The organism is Pseudomonas sp. yb_5 (genome assembly GCF_043103865.1).
Classification (GTDB): Bacteria; Pseudomonadota; Gammaproteobacteria; order Pseudomonadales; family Pseudomonadaceae; genus Aquipseudomonas; species Aquipseudomonas putida_Y.
In genome coordinates, this window is sequence record NZ_JBICKE010000092.1 from 1 (window position 1) to 16,879 (window position 16,879).

At 61.8% G+C, this 16,879-nt stretch carries 17 protein-coding genes; 3 read left to right on the forward strand and 14 right to left on the reverse strand.

The window, feature by feature from the left end; genetic code table 11:
* Nucleotides 1-182: hypothetical protein (locus ACF8GF_RS16080; RefSeq protein WP_392514317.1), on the forward strand; the 182-nt coding region annotated here is incomplete at its 5' end.
* On the opposite strand, the gene ACF8GF_RS16085 is transcribed toward ACF8GF_RS16080, so the two are convergent.
* From ACF8GF_RS16085 to ACF8GF_RS16130, 10 genes are all read right to left on the reverse strand, one after another.
* Nucleotides 173-895, reverse strand: coding sequence for a peptidase (locus ACF8GF_RS16085; protein ID WP_392488688.1), 723 nt, complete (start codon nucleotides 893-895; stop codon nucleotides 173-175). The genes ACF8GF_RS16080 and ACF8GF_RS16085 overlap by 10 nt on opposite strands.
* 73 nt (nucleotides 896-968) lie before the next feature.
* Nucleotides 969-1,748 carry a transglutaminase family protein gene (locus ACF8GF_RS16090; protein ID WP_176684096.1) on the reverse strand — a complete coding sequence of 260 codons (780 nt, stop codon included), beginning with the start codon at nucleotides 1,746-1,748 and terminating at the stop codon, nucleotides 969-971.
* Nucleotides 1,745-2,695, reverse strand: coding sequence for an alpha-E domain-containing protein (locus tag ACF8GF_RS16095; protein ID WP_176684095.1), 951 nt, complete (start codon nucleotides 2,693-2,695; stop codon nucleotides 1,745-1,747). Before ACF8GF_RS16095 ends, ACF8GF_RS16090 begins: the two co-directional genes overlap by 4 nt.
* Nucleotides 2,696-2,698: 3 nt before the next feature.
* Nucleotides 2,699-4,108, reverse strand: a complete 1,410-nt coding sequence (locus ACF8GF_RS16100) for a circularly permuted type 2 ATP-grasp protein (RefSeq protein ID WP_392488689.1) — start codon at nucleotides 4,106-4,108, stop codon at nucleotides 2,699-2,701.
* A gap of 432 nt (nucleotides 4,109-4,540) precedes the next feature.
* The gene (locus ACF8GF_RS16105; protein WP_003254071.1) at nucleotides 4,541-4,912 is read right to left on the reverse strand and encodes a RidA family protein; all 372 of its coding nucleotides are present in this window, start codon (nucleotides 4,910-4,912) and stop codon (nucleotides 4,541-4,543) included.
* A 27-nt stretch (nucleotides 4,913-4,939) separates the two neighbouring features.
* Entirely contained in the window at nucleotides 4,940-5,635 is a 696-nt protein-coding gene (locus ACF8GF_RS16110; RefSeq protein ID WP_392462439.1) for a DUF3726 domain-containing protein, read from the reverse strand.
* A 2-nt stretch (nucleotides 5,636-5,637) separates the two neighbouring features.
* On the reverse strand, nucleotides 5,638-7,332 hold the full coding sequence (locus tag ACF8GF_RS16115) for a hypothetical protein (protein ID WP_392488690.1): 1,695 nt from the start codon (nucleotides 7,330-7,332) through the stop codon (nucleotides 5,638-5,640).
* A 26-nt stretch (nucleotides 7,333-7,358) separates the two neighbouring features.
* On the reverse strand, nucleotides 7,359-8,909 hold the full coding sequence (locus tag ACF8GF_RS16120; protein WP_392488691.1) for a BCCT family transporter: 1,551 nt from the start codon (nucleotides 8,907-8,909) through the stop codon (nucleotides 7,359-7,361).
* A 55-nt stretch (nucleotides 8,910-8,964) separates the two neighbouring features.
* Complete coding sequence (locus ACF8GF_RS16125; protein WP_392488692.1) at nucleotides 8,965-9,951, reverse strand: dipeptidase; 987 nt, start codon at nucleotides 9,949-9,951, stop codon at nucleotides 8,965-8,967.
* A 13-nt stretch (nucleotides 9,952-9,964) separates the two neighbouring features.
* Nucleotides 9,965-11,407, reverse strand: coding sequence for an aldehyde dehydrogenase family protein (locus tag ACF8GF_RS16130; protein ID WP_392488693.1), 1,443 nt, complete (start codon nucleotides 11,405-11,407; stop codon nucleotides 9,965-9,967).
* A 95-nt stretch (nucleotides 11,408-11,502) separates the two neighbouring features.
* Between ACF8GF_RS16130 and ACF8GF_RS16135 the strand changes: the two genes are divergently transcribed.
* Nucleotides 11,503-12,390 carry a LysR family transcriptional regulator gene (locus tag ACF8GF_RS16135; RefSeq protein ID WP_176684088.1) on the forward strand — a complete coding sequence of 296 codons (888 nt, stop codon included), beginning with the start codon at nucleotides 11,503-11,505 and terminating at the stop codon, nucleotides 12,388-12,390.
* Nucleotides 12,391-12,456: 66 nt separating this feature from the next.
* Here ACF8GF_RS16135 and ACF8GF_RS16140 read toward each other — a convergent pair whose 3' ends face one another.
* From ACF8GF_RS16140 to ACF8GF_RS16155, 4 genes are all read right to left on the reverse strand, one after another.
* Entirely contained in the window at nucleotides 12,457-13,386 is a 930-nt protein-coding gene (locus ACF8GF_RS16140) for a LysR family transcriptional regulator (RefSeq protein ID WP_392488694.1), read from the reverse strand.
* Nucleotides 13,387-13,484: 98 nt separating this feature from the next.
* Nucleotides 13,485-13,994: a flavin reductase family protein gene (locus ACF8GF_RS16145; RefSeq protein ID WP_392488695.1), complete on the reverse strand. Its 510-nt coding sequence runs from the start codon at nucleotides 13,992-13,994 to the stop codon at nucleotides 13,485-13,487.
* 25 nt (nucleotides 13,995-14,019) lie between these two features.
* Complete coding sequence (locus ACF8GF_RS16150; RefSeq protein WP_176684085.1) at nucleotides 14,020-15,054, reverse strand: methionine synthase; 1,035 nt, start codon at nucleotides 15,052-15,054, stop codon at nucleotides 14,020-14,022.
* A gap of 27 nt (nucleotides 15,055-15,081) precedes the next feature.
* Nucleotides 15,082-16,065, reverse strand: a complete 984-nt coding sequence (locus ACF8GF_RS16155; protein WP_392488696.1) for a DUF1852 domain-containing protein — start codon at nucleotides 16,063-16,065, stop codon at nucleotides 15,082-15,084.
* 231 nt (nucleotides 16,066-16,296) lie between these two features.
* On the opposite strand from ACF8GF_RS16155, the gene ACF8GF_RS16160 reads away from it, so the two are divergent.
* Entirely contained in the window at nucleotides 16,297-16,797 is a 501-nt protein-coding gene (locus tag ACF8GF_RS16160) for a peroxiredoxin (RefSeq protein WP_392488697.1), read from the forward strand.
* Nucleotides 16,798-16,879 lie beyond the last annotated feature (82 nt).

Sequence of the window (16,879 nt, forward strand, 5' to 3'; positions counted from 1 at the left end):
GCGGATCTGAAGCCGTACATCTCATGTTTGCTGCGCGACAGCGCAGCCCGGAAGGGCTGGGTGATCTCCCACAGGACATCACAGGCTTCAAGGCTTGCGCAGTATCTGTGGGAGCGGGCAAGCCCGCGAACAGGCCGGCACTGGCAGCAAAGGATCTGAACCGTTTGCTTGTTCAGCCATAAGACGGCGCTGGCAGTTCGGCCAGCAGGGTTTTCAAGCCGTCGCTCCATTGCCTGCGAATCTGCTGGTAATAGGCATCGTCGCTGGTAATGCGCTTGCGCGTCATGTTTTCCAGGCTGTTATTGCGGTACACCAGCAAGTCCAGCGGCATACCCACCGACAGGTTGCTGCGGATGGTGGAGTCGAACGAAATCAGGCCGCAGCGCAGCGCTTCATCGAGCGGCGTGCGGTAATCCAGGTTGCGGTCGAGTATTGGCCTGCCGTACTTGCTTTCACCCAGCTGCAGAAACGGGGTGTCCGGTGTGGCCTGGAAGAAATTGCCTTGTGCATACACGTTGTAGATGGCCATGGGGCCGCCGGCTATCTGGCCGCCGACGATGAATGAACTGCTGAGGTCGATATCGGCCGTGAGCTTGCTGCGGTCTCTTTTGACCACCTCGCGCAGGGTGTCGGCGACCAGCACCGTTGCATCGTAGAGCGTGGCAACGTTCAGCAGGTGGGGGCCGTTGCCCTGGGTGCGTTGCTGCAGCAGGTTGATCACCGACTGCGAGGTCGCCAGATTGCCGGCGGTCTGCAGCACGATCAGCCGCTCGCCCGGGACGCTGAAGACGAACAACTTGGTAAACGTGGAGATCTGGTCGATACCGGCGTTGGTGCGTGAGTCGCTGATGAAGACAAGCCCGTCCTCCAGGTGCATGGCGACACAGTAAGTCATGCGGTTTCCCTTGCGTTGCGTGTGAAAGGGTCTTGCCGCACTCGCGCGGCAAGACCGGTCTGAAGCCATCCTGTCACTGGCGATGCACGTGGACGCTGGCCTGCATCGATTCGGCGCCGCCGCCGCGGCGTACGCCCCTGACCGGACAGGCATCGAGATAGTCCAGGCCCACCGCCAGCTTCAGGTGACGCTCTGGCCGGGTCAGGCGGTTGGTAATGTCGAAGCTGTACCAGGCATCGTCGACCCAGGCTTCGGCCCAGGCGTGGCTGGCCAGGTGTTGTTCGTCTTCGGTACACAGGTAGCCGGACACATAGCGTGCCGGCACTCCCAGGCTGCGTGCGCAGGCCAGGAAGGCGTGCGTGTGGTCCTGACACACACCTGCGCCACCGCGGAAGGCTTCGATGGCCGTGGTGCCCACCGATGTGGCACCAGGGCTGTAGGGCATGTGCTCGGCCAGGCCTTGCATCAGCCCGATCAGTGCTGCCCGGTCGCGGTGACTGCCGCATTGCCGGGCGGCGAAAGCAGTCAGGGTGTCGTCGGCCTGCGTCAGGTGGCTGCCGCGCAGGAACGGCAGGGGCGACTGGCTCTCGGTTTCGTGTTCGCAATCCGGGTCGATCTCGACCTGGCCGTGTGCGGTAAGCGCCAGGTGGCCATGGGGTTTGTCCAGTGTCAGCACATGCAGGATGTTGCCGTAAGGGTCGATCTGGCCCTTTACCTTGCAGGGCAGGTCCAGTTGCCATTGATTGATACGCTGGCGTTCGCTGCTGCGCGGGGTCAGGCGCAGGAACTGGATACTGTTGCACACGTCGCTGGCGTAGCTATAGGTCGTGTCGTGGCGAATGGACAGTTTCATACAACCTCCAGGTAGGAGTGATGGACGGCCTGGCCCAGTTGGTTGATGCGGCCAATGAAGTCGCTCAGCCAGGGGTGCAACCCGGCATCGAGGATTTCGTCGATTGCGGTGTAGCGCAGGCGCGCATTCAGTTCGGCGGCCATGCGCTGGGCGGCACGCCCGGTACTGCCCGGCAGGCCCGCCAGGATCAGGTCCAGTTCCTCGATGCAGGCATGCAGCGAGCGCGGCACGTCCACCCGCAACAGCAGCAGCTCGGAAACCGGCCGGGCGCTGGGCGCGGCGCGATAGAGCTCGTTGAAGGCCTCGTACGAGGTCAGCGCGCGCAGCAGGGCGCTCCACTGGTAATAGCCGCGGGCGGAGTCGTCGCTGACCTCTTCGGAGGCCTCGCCGAACATTTCGTAGCGCGCATCGAGCAGGCGCAGGGTGTTGTCCGCCCGCTCCAGGAAGGTCCCCAGGCGGATGAAGCTGTAGGCATCGTTGCGCATGATGGTGCCGGAGGTCGCGCCGCGGAACAGGTGCGATCGTTCCTTGACCCAGTCGCAGAACTGGCTGATGCCATAGCGACCCAGGCCATTGCTGGCGATGTTGCGCATTTCGATCCAGGTGGCGTTGATGTTCTCCCACATGTCGGCGGTGATACGGCCGCGCACTGCATGGGCATTGGTCCTGGCGGCCTGCAGGCAGCAATAGATGCTGCTGGGGTTGGTGGCGTCGAGGGCGAAGAAGTGCAGCATGCGCTCGGTGTCGAGTTCATTGTGCCGACGCAGGTAGTCGTCCAGCATGCCCGAGGCCATCAGCGACATTGCCAGTTCGGTATGGCCGTCGCTGCGCCCGGCCTGGGGCATCAGCGATAGCGAATAGCTGACCTCGAGCATGCGCGCGAGGTTTTCTGCACGTTCCAGGTAACGGGACATCCAGTACAGGTCGGAAGCGGTTCGCGAAAGCATGGCTCAGTCCTCCACCACCCAGGTGTCCTTGGTACCGCCGCCTTGCGACGAGTTGACCACCAGCGAGCCTTCCTTGAGCGCCACGCGCGTCAGGCCACCGGGCACCAGGCGGGTTTCACTGCCCGACAGCACGAACGGGCGCAGGTCGATGTGACGCGGTGCGATGCCGCTGTCGACGAAAGTCGGGCAGGTTGACAGGCACAGCGTCGGTTGAGCGATATAGGCGTGCGGGCGGGCTTTGATGCGCGCGCGGAAGTCCTCGATCTGGGCTTTGGTCGAAGCAGGCCCGACCAACATGCCATAGCCGCCGGAGCCCTGGGTTTCCTTGACCACCAGTTCGGGCAGGTGGGCCAGTACATGGGACAGGTCCGCCGGCTTGCGGCACTGCCAGGTCGGCACGTTGTTCAGGATGGGCTCTTCGCTCAGGTAAAAGCGGATCATGTCGTCGACATAGGGGTAGATGGATTTGTCATCGGCCACGCCAGTGCCGACGGCGTTGGCCAGCACCACATTGCCGGCGCGGTAAACCGAGACCAGCCCCGGCACGCCCAGCATCGAATCAGGGTTGAAGGACAGCGGGTCGAGGTAGTCGTCGTCCAGGCGGCGATAGATCACGTCCACCTGCTGGGGGCCGGCCGTGGTGCGCATGTAGACATGCTCATCACGCACGAACAGGTCGGCGCCTTCGACCAGCTCGATGCCCATTTCCCGGGCCAGGAAGGCATGCTCGAAGTAGGCGCTGTTGAAACGGCCAGGGGTGAGCAGCACGGCAGTGGGGTTGTCCAGTGGACTGGCGCTTTTGAGCGTGTCCAGCAGCAGGTTGGGGTAGTGGTCGATGGGCGCGATACGCTGGGCGGCAAACAGTTCGGGGAACAGGCGCATCATCATCTTGCGGTCTTCGAGCATGTAGCTGACGCCGCTGGGGGTGCGCAGATTGTCTTCCAGCACGAAATAGCTGCCATCGCCGTCACGTACCAGGTCGACACCGGCAATATGTGCATACAGCCCACGGTGCAGGTCCAGGCCCTGCATGGCGATCTGGTAGCCCTCGTTGGCCAGCACTTGCTCTGGCGGGATGATACCCGCCTTGAGGATGCGCTGGTTGTGGTAGATGTCCTGCAGGAACAGGTTCAGCGCCTGTACCCGTTGAATGCAGCCACGCTCGACCGTGCGCCACTCGCTGGCGCGGATGCTGCGCGGGATGATGTCGAAAGGGATCAGGCGCTCGGTATCCTGCTTGTCGCCATATAGGGTGAAGGTGATGCCAGCGCGGTGAAACAGCAGGTCGGCCTCGCGCCGGCGCTGTTCCAGCAACTCCAGCGGGGTGTTGGCCAGCCAGCGGGCGAACTCCTGGTAATGCGGGCGGCAATTGCCATCCGCTTCGTACATTTCATTGAAAAAAGCCCGGGACATACCCACTCCTTGCCGCCGTTACCGGCAGCTTCATTGCGGTTCATCTGCGTCTTTCAGGGTGCTGCCTTGCTGGGGTAAGTGGGAGCTGTGTCTCGCGTTAACCTCGGTCTCGGTAGATTGCCTGTGCATTGAGCACAATCAGTGTGTGCAATAAAAGTGCCGAACACGCCTGGCGGCTCTGGGGGGCGGGAAATGTGAGGGGCACAACCGATGTGAGCTGCCTGGCCGCAAGGGCCGGCGCATCAAAAAAGGGCGCTATTGATCCGGGCGCGGCTTTTGAACCGAAATGGGGCGCAGGCCGGTACCTGGCGGGCGAAAAAGGGAATATTCCGGGTGCATGACGTGGGGCGGAGGGGGCATGCATCGAGCGCCGCGCGGGCGGCACTCGATTGGGCGAACGCTGAATATCGTGAGACGGGCGCCTTCAGGGCGTCAGAGGCAGGCGTAGACCACCAGTTCCACCAGCATTTCTTCCCGGGCGAGGCCAGCCACTACTACGGCCGCGCGGTTGGGGTAGGGGGCCTGGAAATACTCGGCGTACACGGCATTTACAGTTGCCAGATAACGGCGGTCGGTCACGTAGATCAGCACCTGGGTCACGGCATCCAGCGAGCTGCCAGCGGCTTCCAGGGTGTGGCGCAGGTTGTCCAGTGTCTGGCGGGCCTGTGCCTCGATGCCGCCGGCAACCACCTGGCCCTGCGTATCGATTGGGATCTGCGCAGTGTACAACGTACCGTTGCCAACGACCGCCCATTCCAGTGGCGCCCTGGAGGCGAACAGCTCGGTCTTTATTGCATGCTTCATGGGTTTTTTCCTCAGTGGCAAGGGTGTTCAGTCGGCGTCGCTGCCGCCGCCTGCACCGTGGCGGCGTGAGGCATCGGTGCTCTCGACAAGGATGTGTTCGGCCAGCTGCCTGAGCCTTTGCCAGGTATGTTCGTTGACTGTAAAACCTTGCTGCAGTGTGAGCTGCGGGTCGGTTATTGCCTGGGCGGTCTGGGCTGGCCGGGTGAACAGCACCGTTACGTCTTGCGCGGCCGCTTCAATGGCCTGGGGCCGAGTTTCACTGCTCAGATCCGGGCGCGGCATACCGGCGGTAAAATCGGCCAGGTGGCATTGGCGGGCGTCCTCCCAGCGGGCTTGCACGTGCAGCCCCTGCACAGCTGCCCGGCTCAGGTAGCCCAGCAACAGCAAACGGTTGTGGCAGTGGCGGATGCGCAGTTCGGCCTGACCACAGCGCATGGCCTTGGCTGCCGCCAGTTCCACCACCGTGGCGGCGCAGCGCAACACGCTCTGGCCCTTGGCGTCGATCACCAGCAGGGCGTTATCCTCATGGCACAAGGCGTATGGCCGTGCAGCTTCGGCTTGCAGATAACGCAACGCCTTTTCCAGTGCACCGACGCCATCGAGCCCCTGGAGTTGCAACCAGCCCACGAGTTCGGCGGCATCCTCGCAGTCGCCCGGGGCGAAGCCCATGCCCTCGAATGCCTTGCGGCACATCACCTGTATTTCGTTAAGCGATACGCGCATGGTCAAAGCTCCCTTTGCGGCATGACTGCGAAATTCCAGTCGTCTGCGAACGGCTGACCGATGTCGCTGACCAGCGGCGCGCCCTGGAACAGCGTGATACGCACCCAGCGGCTTGACTTGGGGTCGAATTTCCCCGCGCCGAAAAATGCCAGTTTGCAGCGCAGCAGGTGAATCGGCAGCATGTCCCGGGCCAGCAGATTGGCACGGATTTCACCGTAGTTCGTTTTTGCCATGCCTTGCAGGCGGCGTACCGCGCCCTTGAACATCGGTTGGGCGATCAGGAAGTGAGCGGTCAGCGCCTGGGGCTGCAGTTGCAGGTGCTCCAGCAGTGCGCCATGGCACTGCTGGATATTGCGGGCAATGCCCAGTTGCATTTCTTTTTCGGCCCCCGGCTCCTCTGCGCGAATGCCCAGACGTGGTTCTTCTTTCTCAGCTGAGCGGTACCAGAAGAAGTGCTCCGCATCGGCAGCACTGAAGTCGTAGCGCAACGCCCAGCCATACTGCTGCTCGATGAGCTGGCGCAGTTGCCCAAGGGGCATCTGGGCGTCCAGCTGCCAGCCTTCGTTGACGCCCATGTGCTCGGCCAGTGGCGCGATCTGCTCGGGGTACAGCTCCAGCAGCAGGCTGACCAGAAGCTCCTGGCAGCCTACCCCCGTATGTAATTGCGCCCAGGCCAGCAGGCGCGGCCAAAGGCCCGCGCCGTCGGCTTGCGTGCCAAGCCAGGTGGCCAGTAAAGCAAGCTCGGCCAAGGTTTGCAGGTTCTGCTCATGCTGGCGCTGGTCTTCGGTCCTGGACTGGCTCAGGTGCAACCGGGCGCGCGCCAGCAATTGCTGCAGGCGCGCCAACGGGGCGGGCTCCGCCGGCTGCGCCAGCACCAGGGCCAGGGCCGTTTCCCGCGTACTGATCCAGTGCTCCACCAGTTGAGGGTGGTTGATCAGAAAAGGGGCCATTCCCAGCCCGGTCGCGTTGCCGACCCCCAGGTAGCGTTGAAGGGCCGGGGCCAGTTGCACTGCCCGCTGCGGGGCGAGTGCCTGGGCCATGTGGTTGATCTGCTCGATGCTGAAGTGACGCAGCAGGTAGACGGTGAACATCTGCGCGCTGAACGGTTGGTTGAAGTCCGGGTTATCTTGCAGGCAACCAAAATCGGCGATGCCGAACTTGCCGTTACCGTAAACCGCGGTGGTGCGATACAGGTAGCCGACTTCAGCCAGTTGCTCTGGATCGGGCTGGCGACCTTCTGCCAGCGCCGCCAGAAACCGGTCGAAATTGCGCAAGCTACGGTTGGCCCGCGACAACACCAGCACGCGTGCATCGAAGCGGCCGGCTTCCTGCAGCGGCACGTTGCGTTGCAGGTCGGCCAGCTGTGCCGAGTCGACATCGCCGGCCACCAGCACGAAGCTGACGTCCCACTGGTCGGCGATGACCCGATCGCTGCGCTTTTCCGGCGGCAGGTAGGCCGAGAAGATCACGCAGTGGTAATGGCCGTTTGGCGTTTCGATGTGGTAGATCGCAGTGCCGAAACCTTGGCCATCGAGGTCGAAACAGCTGCGCCGGATTTGCCAGCGCTGTTGCATCATCCGCCGCATGCTGCTGCGCACGAAGCTGAGCGGGCTCTGGAAGTGGCTACCTAGCCGGGCCAGGTCCATGACTTGGCTGGCAGGGCGCAACGCGGGTATTGCAGGCACGCTGTTGGGCATTGTTGTTGTACCTGGATGGATCATGTTCAGACGCCTTGTTCACGGGCCATGTGTCGAGCGATGCGCACGGCATCCCACAGCGCTGGCAGGATCACCAGCGACACCGGCACCGCGGTGATGACAATGAAGGATTGCAGGGCCGTCACTCCGCCTGCGCCAATGGTGATCAGCACTACCGCCGCCAAGCCCATGCCGATGGCCCAGAAACCGCGCAACCACTTCTTCGGTTTATCGTCGCTGGACATCGCCAGCGCCACGGTGAAGGCCATGGCGTCGCCATTGGTGGCCACCGAGATGAAACTCAGGAACAGGAATAGCGCGCTGACAAGGCCACCCAGTGGCAGGTTCTGCGTCACTCCCAGCAACAGGTCTTCAGGCTTGGCGCCATGGGCGGTGACGCTGCCTGGCGTTTGCAGCTCCAGGCCGATCCCGGTGCCGCCCACCACGGTGAACCAGAACATGGTCACCAGCGGTGCGATGATCGAAAGCGTCATGATGATCTCGCGGAGGGTGCGGCCCCGCGAGATCCGCGCGACGTACAGTGCCACCATGGGCGCATAGCCGATGAACCAGCCCCAGTAGAACACCGTCCACCAGTCCAGCCATTTGGGGTCGGCGCGGAACATCGTCAGGGGGATGAAGTGCTCCACGTGCAGGGCAAAGGCCGCCGGGAAACCGCTGAGGATGAACAGCGTCGGTCCGAATACCACCATGAACAGTGCCAGGCCGATCATCAACCAGACGTTGATCTCGCTGACAAAGCGGATGCCTTTGAGGCCCACCAGGCACGAGACAGTGTACATCGCGGTAACCAGGACAATGGTCAGCGACTGGGTGACGATGGTGTTGGGCAACCCCCACACGGCGTGCATGGCGCTGCTGATCTGCAGGCCAAGGAAGCCGATCGGACCGATGGTGCCGGCCACTACCGCGATGATCGAGGCAGCGTCGGCCAAGGTGCCGATCGGGCCCTTGAGCGCTCGCTGGCCGAACAGGGGGTAAAGCAGGGTGCGCGGCGCCAGCGGAAGGCCTTTATCGTAATGCAGGTGCATCAGCACGATCGCCAGCAGGCTGCCCAGCACAGCCCAGGCCAGGAAGCCCCAGTGCACGAACGATTGCGCCAGTGCCGCGGTGGCCGCCGCTTCGCTGTGCGGTTGCAGGCCGGCGAAGAAGGGCGGCGGGCTGGCAAAGTGCATCAAGGGTTCGGCAGCGGCCCAGAAGGCGCCACCACCTGCCAGCAGGGCGCACATGATCACTGCGATCCAGTTGAAGGTGCTGACGTCCGGGCGCTGGGTGACCCCGCCCAGGCGTACACGCCCGCATCTGGAAAAACCGATGAACAGGCTGACGGCGAAGGTTGCCAGCATCAGCACTTGCCAATAGAGGCCAAAGGCCTTTGTCGACCAGGCGAACAGGGTATTGACCAGCGCCGACACGGTGTCGATGTCGATCAGCGCCGCCAGCAGGAAGGCGCCGAGGAATCCGCCGCTGATCAGGAACAACGGCCAGTCGATATCGCGTGCCATAGGCAGGCCCATGGCCTGGCCGTCAGCCTGCAAGGTGGTTGGGTTTTTCATGAAACCTCCGGAACCTGCGATTGTTTTTATTCTTGGTGCTGTCCGTGCAAGGGGGTCAGGCCTTTGCCGTGGTGGCGGTCTCCAGCAGGCGCAACCAGTTCAGCCCCATGATCTTGCCCACGTCGTGCTCGGAAAAGCCGCGGGTGCGCAGGCCCTTGGCGATGTTGCGGAAGTCGCGACTGTCGCGGAACCACTGCAAGGGCGCCGGCCAGTTGGCGTTGTCCCTGGAGCCTTCGCCGTAGTCCTTGTCCTTGCTCCAGCGGCCGTTGCGCATCCATTCCAGCACGGACAAGGGTTGCGCCTGGCACAGGTCGGTGCCGATGCCGATGTGCTCCACACCCATCAGGTCGGCGGTGCGCGCGACCATGTCGCAGAAACTTTCCAGGCTACAGTCCGAGGCACCCTTGAGGTGGAACGGGTAGGTGCTGAACCCCAGCAGCCCGCCCGACTCTGCGATCCCGCGTAGCACCGCATCGGACTTGTTGCGCTTGGCGGCGTGGAAGCTGGCAGGGTTGGCGTGGGAGATGATCACCGGTCGGCTCGACAGTTCGATGGCCTCAAGCGTGCTTCGCTCGGCGCTGTGAGACATGTCGATGAGCATGCCGACGCGGTTCATTTCGGCGATCACCTGGCGACCGAAGCGGCTGATGCCGTTGTCCTCGCGCTCATAGCAGCCGCTGGCCAGCAGGCTTTGGTTGTTGTAGGTCAGCTGCATGACGAACACCCCGAGCTGGCGGAAAACCTCCACCAGGGCAATGTCGTCCTCGATCGGCGAGCAGTTCTGGAAGCCGAAGAAGATGCCTACCCGGCCCTCCTCGTGGGCCTGGCGGATATCGCTGGCCGTGCGTACCGGGCGGATCAGCTCGGGCCATGTCTCGAAGCGGCGGTTCCACTCGCCCAGGCGCGACAGGGTTTCGCGGGCGTTTTCGTGGTAGGCGATGGTGGCGTGCACCGCGCTCAGGCCACCGGCCTGCATCTGCTGGAATATTTCCTGGCTCCAGTTGGAGTACTGCAGGCCGTCGATCATCAAGAGGTCGTGCATGGCATGTATTCCTTCAGGGCCGCAGGTAGGTGGTCTTGACCACGGTGTAGAAGTCGCGAGCGTATTGCCCCTGTTCCCGGGGGCCGAAACTCGAGGCTTTACGGCCCCCGAATGGCACGTGGTAGTCGGTGCCGGCAGTGGGCAGGTTGACCATCACGCAGCCGGTCTGGGCGCGGCGCTTGAAGTGGCTGGCGTGGCGCAGCGACTGGGTGATGATCCCGGCTGTGAGGCCGTACTCGGTATCGTTGAGCGTGGCCAGCGCCTCTTCAAAATCGCGCACGCGGATCACGCAGGCGATGGGGCCGAACACTTCCTCGCGGTTGATGCGCATGTCGTTGCGGCTGTTGATGAACAAGGCAGGGCGCATGTAGTAGCCATCGGAGGCCAGTTGCAGGCGTTCGCCACCTTCGATCAGGGTGGCGCCTTCGGCCTGGGCCAGTTGCAGGTAGGCCAGGTTCTGTTCCAGATGGCGCGCGTCAGCTACCGGGCCGATCTGTACGCCTGCCTCCAGTGCATGGCCAACCTTGAGCTGGCGCATGCGCAGGCGCAGCGCCTCGACGAAGCGGTCGTGGATGCCGTCGCAGACGATCAGCCGTGACGACGCGGTGCATTTCTGCCCGGTGCCGAAGAAGGCCCCGTTGAGCGCGCATTCCACGGCCAGTTCGAGGTCGGCGTCGTCCATGACCACCAGGGCATTCTTGCTACCCATTTCCAGCTGGCAGCGCACCAGGTTACCGGCGGTGGCCACCGCTACGCGTCGGCCCGTCTGCAGAGAACCGGTGAACGTCAGGGCATCGATCTCGGCGGACTGGATCAGGGCCTCGCCGACGTCGGCACCGCTGCCCATCACCAGGTTGAAGGTGCCGCTGGGCAGGCCCTGACGGCTGATGATCTCGGTGAGCGCCCAGGCACTGGCCGGCACCAGGTTGGCCGGCTTGAACACCACGGCGTTGCCGAAGGCCAAGGCCGGGGCGATTTTCCAGGCGGCGGTGGCCATGGGGAAGTTCCATGGGGTAATGATGCCCACCACACCCACCGGTTCGCGATGCACTTCGATGTCGACCCCAGGCCGCACCGAGGCGGCAGTCTCGCCCATCTGGCGCAGCACTTCGGCGGCGTAGTAATGGAAGAACTGGCCACTGCGGTTGACCTCGCCGATGCCTTCGACCAAGGGTTTGCCTTCTTCTCGCGACAGCAGTTCGCCGAGCTCTTCCTTGCGGGCGATCAGCTCGTCGCCGATGGCCATCAGCACTTGCTGGCGGCTTTCCAGGCCACTGGCGGCCCACAGGGGTTGAGCGGCGCGGGCGGCCTGGATGGCCTGGCGGGCCTGTTCGGCACTGGCCTGATGGTACTGGCCGATCAGGTCGCCAGTGTCCGAGGGGCTGTAGTTGCCCAAAGTGGCGTGGCCTTCACACCACTGGCCATTGATGTAGTTGTTGTAGGTCTTGTGTGACATGGATGAACGCCTCCGTTTGCATGGCATTCATCATGCGAGCAATATGCAGCAAATAAAAATTAATAAAAAAAATGCTTTGATAAGGAATGCTAACCATGTTGCCCGAGCTGAAAATCGCCCAGTTGCGTTACTTCGTGCTGGTCGCCGAACTCAAGAGTTTCCACGCGGCCGCCCGCCAGGCCTTTCGCACTCAGCCGGCGATATCCCTGGCCCTGCGGGAACTGGAGCAGAAGCTGGGGCAGGCACTGGTCGAAAAGGGCGGTGGCCGGGTAGAACTGACGCCATTTGGTGAGCATTGCCTTCCGTTGTTTCGTGGCTTGATCGAGCACCATGACCGTATTGCTCGTGAAGTCATGCTGTTTGCCCGGCATGAGATCGGCCAGGTCAGCATCGCCACCGTGCCTTCTGTGGCCAGCCGAATGCTGCCAGGGCCGCTGGCCCGCTTCGTGGCCGCGCACCCCAATGTGCAGGTCAGCATTCAGGACGGCACGGCCGAACGTGTGCAGCAGTTGCTCGCACAAGGGCAGGTGGATTTCGGCATCAGCAGCCTGTGGGTGGACGATGACCAGCTCGAATTCGCCCCCATCGTGAATGATCAGGTTGGCGTGGTGTGCCGCAGCGACCACCCGCTGGCGCAGGCGGGGGGGCGGCTGCATTGGGCGCAGTTGCTGGGTGTGCCGATGATTCGCAACGGTACCTCGCAATTGCTGGCGGGTACCGAGGCCGAGGGTTTGCTGGCCGATAGCCGGCTGTTCATTTCCAACATGATTTCGTTGATCGCCATGCTGGAGGAGGGGGTAGGGATCAGTACCTTGCCGTACCTCGCTTTTCCGCAGGAGAACGACAAACTGGCGTTCGTACCCCTTGAGGAGCCCAGGGTAGAACGGCATATCGGTATGCTCACCCGCAAAGGGCGCAGCTTGTCACCTGTGGCGGGGGCACTGATGGCGTTTCTGCAGGTGCAGTTGGCGAAGGCTAGTTGATTCGTTGGCGGTAGGGGCATGGCGCGCCATGGCCGGCACTGAGGTTCGCAAACGCACGCCCGGCTTTCAGAGAACCGGGCCTGACGCCACGCTGACACCTGCCAGCGTGGTGAACGAGATGTCCTTGGCCGTGAGCAGAAAATCACGCACGTACGGCACCTCCAGCATGTCACTGCGCAGCGCCGCATAGAGGTTTGCCTGCAGGCCGTGCTCGCCAAGGCGCTTGGCGGTTACATAGCCGCGCGAACTGTATTCGTGCACGGCCCAGTTGGGCAGGCAGCAGACGCCGCGCCCGGACGCAACCAGTTGCATCATCATCACGGTCAGTTCTGAAGTGCGTACCTGTGCGGGCTCGACGTCGGCGGGGTCGAGGAAGCGGGTGAAGATGTCCAGACGGGTGCGTTCGACCGGGTAGGTGATCAGTGTCTGGCTGGCGATATCGGCGGGCTCCAGGTACGGCTTGTGGCGCATGGCGTGGTGGTTGTCGATGGCCAGCAGCGCCTCGTAGCTGAACAACGGCACGTAGCTGATACCCGGCAGTGTCACCGGGTCGGAGGTCACCACCAGGTCCAGGTCGCCGCGCTCCAGGGCTGGCAGTGGCGCGAAGGAAAAGCCGGAGGCGAGGTCCAGTTCCACCTCAGGCCAGGCGCTGCGGAACTCATCCACTGAAGGCATCAACCACTGGTAGCAACTGTGGCACTCGATGGCGATGTGCAGCCGTCCGGCGCAGCCCCCGGCCAGTTTGCCCAGGTCCCGTTCGGTATTGCGGATCTGAGGCAGCACCTGATCGGCCAGCTGCAGCAGCTTCAGCCCGGCGCTGGTGAAGCGCACCGGCCTGGATTTGCGCACGAACAGAGGCATGCCGATGCGCTCTTCCATATCGCGGAACTGGTGCGACAGGGCTGATTGTGTCAGGTGCAGGCGCTCGGCGGCCTCGTGCAGGCTGTCGGTTTCACGCAGCGCGTGGAGAGTTCGCAGGTGGCGTAAATCGATCATGAGTAAAATGGCGGATCAACGCAGTAATGGCGGGTTTACTTCACTGCTGCGTGATCCTGACAATCCCTTTGTTTGGGTTTCCGTGAGTGGGGTGAGGCTCAAGCCGCGTGAGGCGCGGCGAGGTTGCAGTACTGCCCCTTGAAATACAGCAGCGGCTGCGTGGCAGCAGTGGCCTGCAGGTTCAACGCTTTGACTTCGCCAATCACGATCAGGTGGTCCCCGGCGGCATGTTCGGCGTGAATTTCGCAATCAAGCCAGTGCAGGCTGCCGGCAATGATCGGGTTGCCCAACGGCGATGTTTGCCATTCGACGCCCTGCCACTTGTTGGCGCCGCGCCGTGCAAACTGGTTGGAAATGCCGACCTGTTCACCTGATAGTATGTTGACCGTGAAGCGGCCAGCCTGGCGAATTCTCGGGTAGCTGGCCGAACTGGACATCACACTGAATGACACCAGCGGCGGGCTCATCGATACGCTGTAGAACGACTGGCAGGTGAAGCCGATCGGCTCACCTTCGTGGTGCGATGTAATCACCGTGATGCCGGATGCGTAGTGCCCGAGTGCCTGGCGAAAAGTCGACGGCTCGATCGCCGTACCGGAAAGCAACATGGTAGGTCCTGTGGCTGCATTCATTTCAGCGTGCGTTAGCGAGTTCCTGACGGACGATGGCTGCGCCTGCACTCAAGGCCTTGAGCTTGCCGCTGGCTACCTGGCGGGGCAGGGGCGCCATGCCGCAGTTGGTGCAAGGGTAGAGCTTGTCGGCATCGACGAATTGCAGTGCCTTGCGCAGGGTGGCGGCGACCTGTTCGGGTGTTTCAATGACATGGGTGGCCACATCGATGGCGCCGACCATGACTTTCTTGCCGCGAATCAGCTCGAGCAGGTCCATCGGAACATGCGAGTTATGGCATTCCAGCGAAATGATATCGATGCTGGACTGCTGCAATTTGGGGAAGGCCTGTTCATATTGCCGCCATTCTGAACCGAGGGTCTTTTTCCAGTCGGTGTTGGCTTTGATGCCATAGCCATAGCAAATATGGACGGCCGTTTCGCACTTGAGGCCCTCGATGGCCCTTTCCAGGGTAGCTACGCCCCAGTCATTCACGTCGTCGAAGAAAACATTGAATGCCGGCTCGTCGAACTGAATGATGTCCACGCCCGCGGCTTCCAGCTCTTTGGCTTCCTGGTTGAGAATCTTGGCGAATTCCCAGGCCAGTTTCTCGCGGCTTTTGTAGTGGTTGTCATACAGTGTGTCGATCATGGTCATGGGGCCGGGCAGCGCCCACTTTATCGGCTGTGTGGTGTGCTGGCGGAGGAACTTGGCATCTTCGACAAACACCGGCTTTTGTCGAGCGACAGCACCCACCACCGTCGGTACGCTCGCATCGTAGCGATCACGGATTCTGACGGTTTTCCGTTGTTCGAAATCAACGCCGCTGAGGTGCTCGATAAACGTGGTGACAAAGTGCTGGCGGGTTTGTTCGCCGTCACTGACGATGTCGATACCGGCGTGTTGTTGTTCTTGCAAGGCCAGGCGCAAGGCATCCTGCTTGCCTTCGACCAGTTGCTCGTCTTGCAACTTCCACGGTGACCAGAGTGTTTCGGGTTGAGCCAGCCATGCGGGTTTAGGCAGGCTGCCGGCCGTGGAGGTGGGTAGCAATGTGTTCATGAACAGTGACCTTGTGTTTTGAATGGTTCAACGTGCGTATTGAGCGGACCAGTGCGCTAGCGTGGCCTGGTAGGGTTTGACAAATTGCTCCTCGGCAAATTTGCCCTGCTCGATCGCCAGGCGGCTGCGCTCTTCCCGGTCGTAGACAATGCGCGTGAGCGAGTAGTCCTGGTTGTTCAGGCTGGGCTGGTAGGCCTTGCCTGCTGGAGAATTGGCGTTGTAGATCTCGGGTCGGTAGATCTTCTGGAAGGTGTCCATGGTGCTGATGGTGCTGATCAGTTCAAGGTTGGTGTAGTCAGCCAGCAAGTCGCCGGCAAAATAAAATGCCAACGGGGCGACGCTGTTCGGTGGCATGAAATAGCGCACCTTCAAGCCCATTTTCTTGAAGTATTCATCCGTCAGCGAGTACTCATCCTGCAGGTACTCAACACCTAGCACAGGGTGTTGATTTTCGGTGCGCAGGTACGTCCTGCTGCTCGATACGCTCAGGCAGATAACCGGTGGTTTGCTGAAGTGCTCCTGGTAGGTTTGCGAGTTGACGAAGCACTTGAACAGGTTGCCATGCAGCTCGCCGAAATGCTCGGGTGTGCTGAAGGTCGACCGATGCTTGTTATGCTCCAGTAACACTACGCTGAAGTCGTAGTCGCGTACGTACGAGGAGAAGTTGTTGCCTGCCATACCTTCGAGGCGAGTATTGTTTTTGCGATCGACAATATAGGCTTTCAAGATTTCGATCAGCGGCAGGGCATTACCGTGCTGCGCGTTTTCAAGGTTCATTTCCACCGATATGATATCCAGCTCTACGCGGTAGCGATCATGTTCGGGGTTGTCCCAGTGCGCCAGCGCATTGAAACGGTTATTGATCATCGTCAAGGTGTTGCGCAGGTTTTGCTGGCGGTTTGCACCCCGTGCCAAATTGGCGAAGTTGGTCGTGATGCGGGTATTTTCGGCAGGGCGATAATGTTCGTCGAACGCAATGCGCTTGACGGTGAATGTTGGCGCTTTATTCATGGTGACGGCTTCCAGGTGCCTGAGTGTGAGCAACTCAGTGCTTGTCAGTTGCGTAGGCTGAGTCGTTCACAGCGTAATCTTGATGTGTTTGATTGAGGTGTATCCTAGGCGGGGCGCTGCATGAATGATATTGAAGTTATTTCACAGGTTTTTTAGCCCTGCTCATGATGCTTTGCCTGGTCGACTGCGGCATCATGGCTGCCTGGCCTTCACCTCACCCAGGAGACAGCGATGATCAAAACCGGCGATCAATTGCCCGACGTTACCCTTTATCAATACAACAGCGACGCAGGCACCTGCGCGATCGGCCCGAAGGCCTTTTCCATTCGCGAGCGTTGCAAGCACAAGAAGGTGCTGATCTTCGCGTTGCCGGGCGCGTTCACGCCGACGTGCTCTGAACGTCATGTTCCCGGTTATGTCGCGGCGGCCCCTGCGTTGTTCGCGGCTGGCATTGACGAAATCCTGTGCGTCTCGGTGAACGATGCCTTTGTCATGAACGCCTGGGGCAACAGCTTGCAGGTCGGGGATGCGGTCAAGATGATCGGCGATGGCAATGGCGAATTCAGCGAGGCGCTGGGCCTGACCCAGGACCTTTCGGCACGCGGTTTGGGGCGGCGCTCGCAGCGGTATGCGATGTTGGTCGACGACCAGGTAGTCCAGTACATTGCGGTTGAAAGCCCCGGCAAGTTCGAGGTCAGCGATGCGGCCAGCCTGCTGGCTGTGTTGCGCTAGCCATACCTTTCAGGCCTTGCCGACAACGGTTGTCAGGGCTGCCAGAACACCTTTCGAACCGGCCGCTAACAACAAGGTACAG

Coding starts and splice junctions, on each gene's coding strand:
- ACF8GF_RS16085 (WP_392488688.1), bottom strand. CDS start 895: ATGACTTACTGTGTCGCCATGCACCTGGAGGACGGGCTTGTCTTCATC.
- ACF8GF_RS16090 (WP_176684096.1), bottom strand. CDS start 1,748: ATGAAACTGTCCATTCGCCACGACACGACCTATAGCTACGCCAGCGAC.
- ACF8GF_RS16095 (WP_176684095.1), bottom strand. CDS start 2,695: ATGCTTTCGCGAACCGCTTCCGACCTGTACTGGATGTCCCGTTACCTG.
- ACF8GF_RS16100 (WP_392488689.1), bottom strand. CDS start 4,108: ATGTCCCGGGCTTTTTTCAATGAAATGTACGAAGCGGATGGCAATTGC.
- ACF8GF_RS16105 (WP_003254071.1), bottom strand. CDS start 4,912: ATGAAGCATGCAATAAAGACCGAGCTGTTCGCCTCCAGGGCGCCACTG.
- ACF8GF_RS16110 (WP_392462439.1), bottom strand. CDS start 5,635: ATGCGCGTATCGCTTAACGAAATACAGGTGATGTGCCGCAAGGCATTC.
- ACF8GF_RS16115 (WP_392488690.1), bottom strand. CDS start 7,332: ATGCCCAACAGCGTGCCTGCAATACCCGCGTTGCGCCCTGCCAGCCAA.
- ACF8GF_RS16120 (WP_392488691.1), bottom strand. CDS start 8,909: ATGAAAAACCCAACCACCTTGCAGGCTGACGGCCAGGCCATGGGCCTG.
- ACF8GF_RS16125 (WP_392488692.1), bottom strand. CDS start 9,951: ATGCACGACCTCTTGATGATCGACGGCCTGCAGTACTCCAACTGGAGC.
- ACF8GF_RS16130 (WP_392488693.1), bottom strand. CDS start 11,407: ATGTCACACAAGACCTACAACAACTACATCAATGGCCAGTGGTGTGAA.
- ACF8GF_RS16135 (WP_176684088.1), top strand. CDS start 11,503: ATGTTGCCCGAGCTGAAAATCGCCCAGTTGCGTTACTTCGTGCTGGTC.
- ACF8GF_RS16140 (WP_392488694.1), bottom strand. CDS start 13,386: ATGATCGATTTACGCCACCTGCGAACTCTCCACGCGCTGCGTGAAACC.
- ACF8GF_RS16145 (WP_392488695.1), bottom strand. CDS start 13,994: ATGTTGCTTTCCGGTACGGCGATCGAGCCGTCGACTTTTCGCCAGGCA.
- ACF8GF_RS16150 (WP_176684085.1), bottom strand. CDS start 15,054: ATGAACACATTGCTACCCACCTCCACGGCCGGCAGCCTGCCTAAACCC.
- ACF8GF_RS16155 (WP_392488696.1), bottom strand. CDS start 16,065: ATGAATAAAGCGCCAACATTCACCGTCAAGCGCATTGCGTTCGACGAA.
- ACF8GF_RS16160 (WP_392488697.1), top strand. CDS start 16,297: ATGATCAAAACCGGCGATCAATTGCCCGACGTTACCCTTTATCAATAC.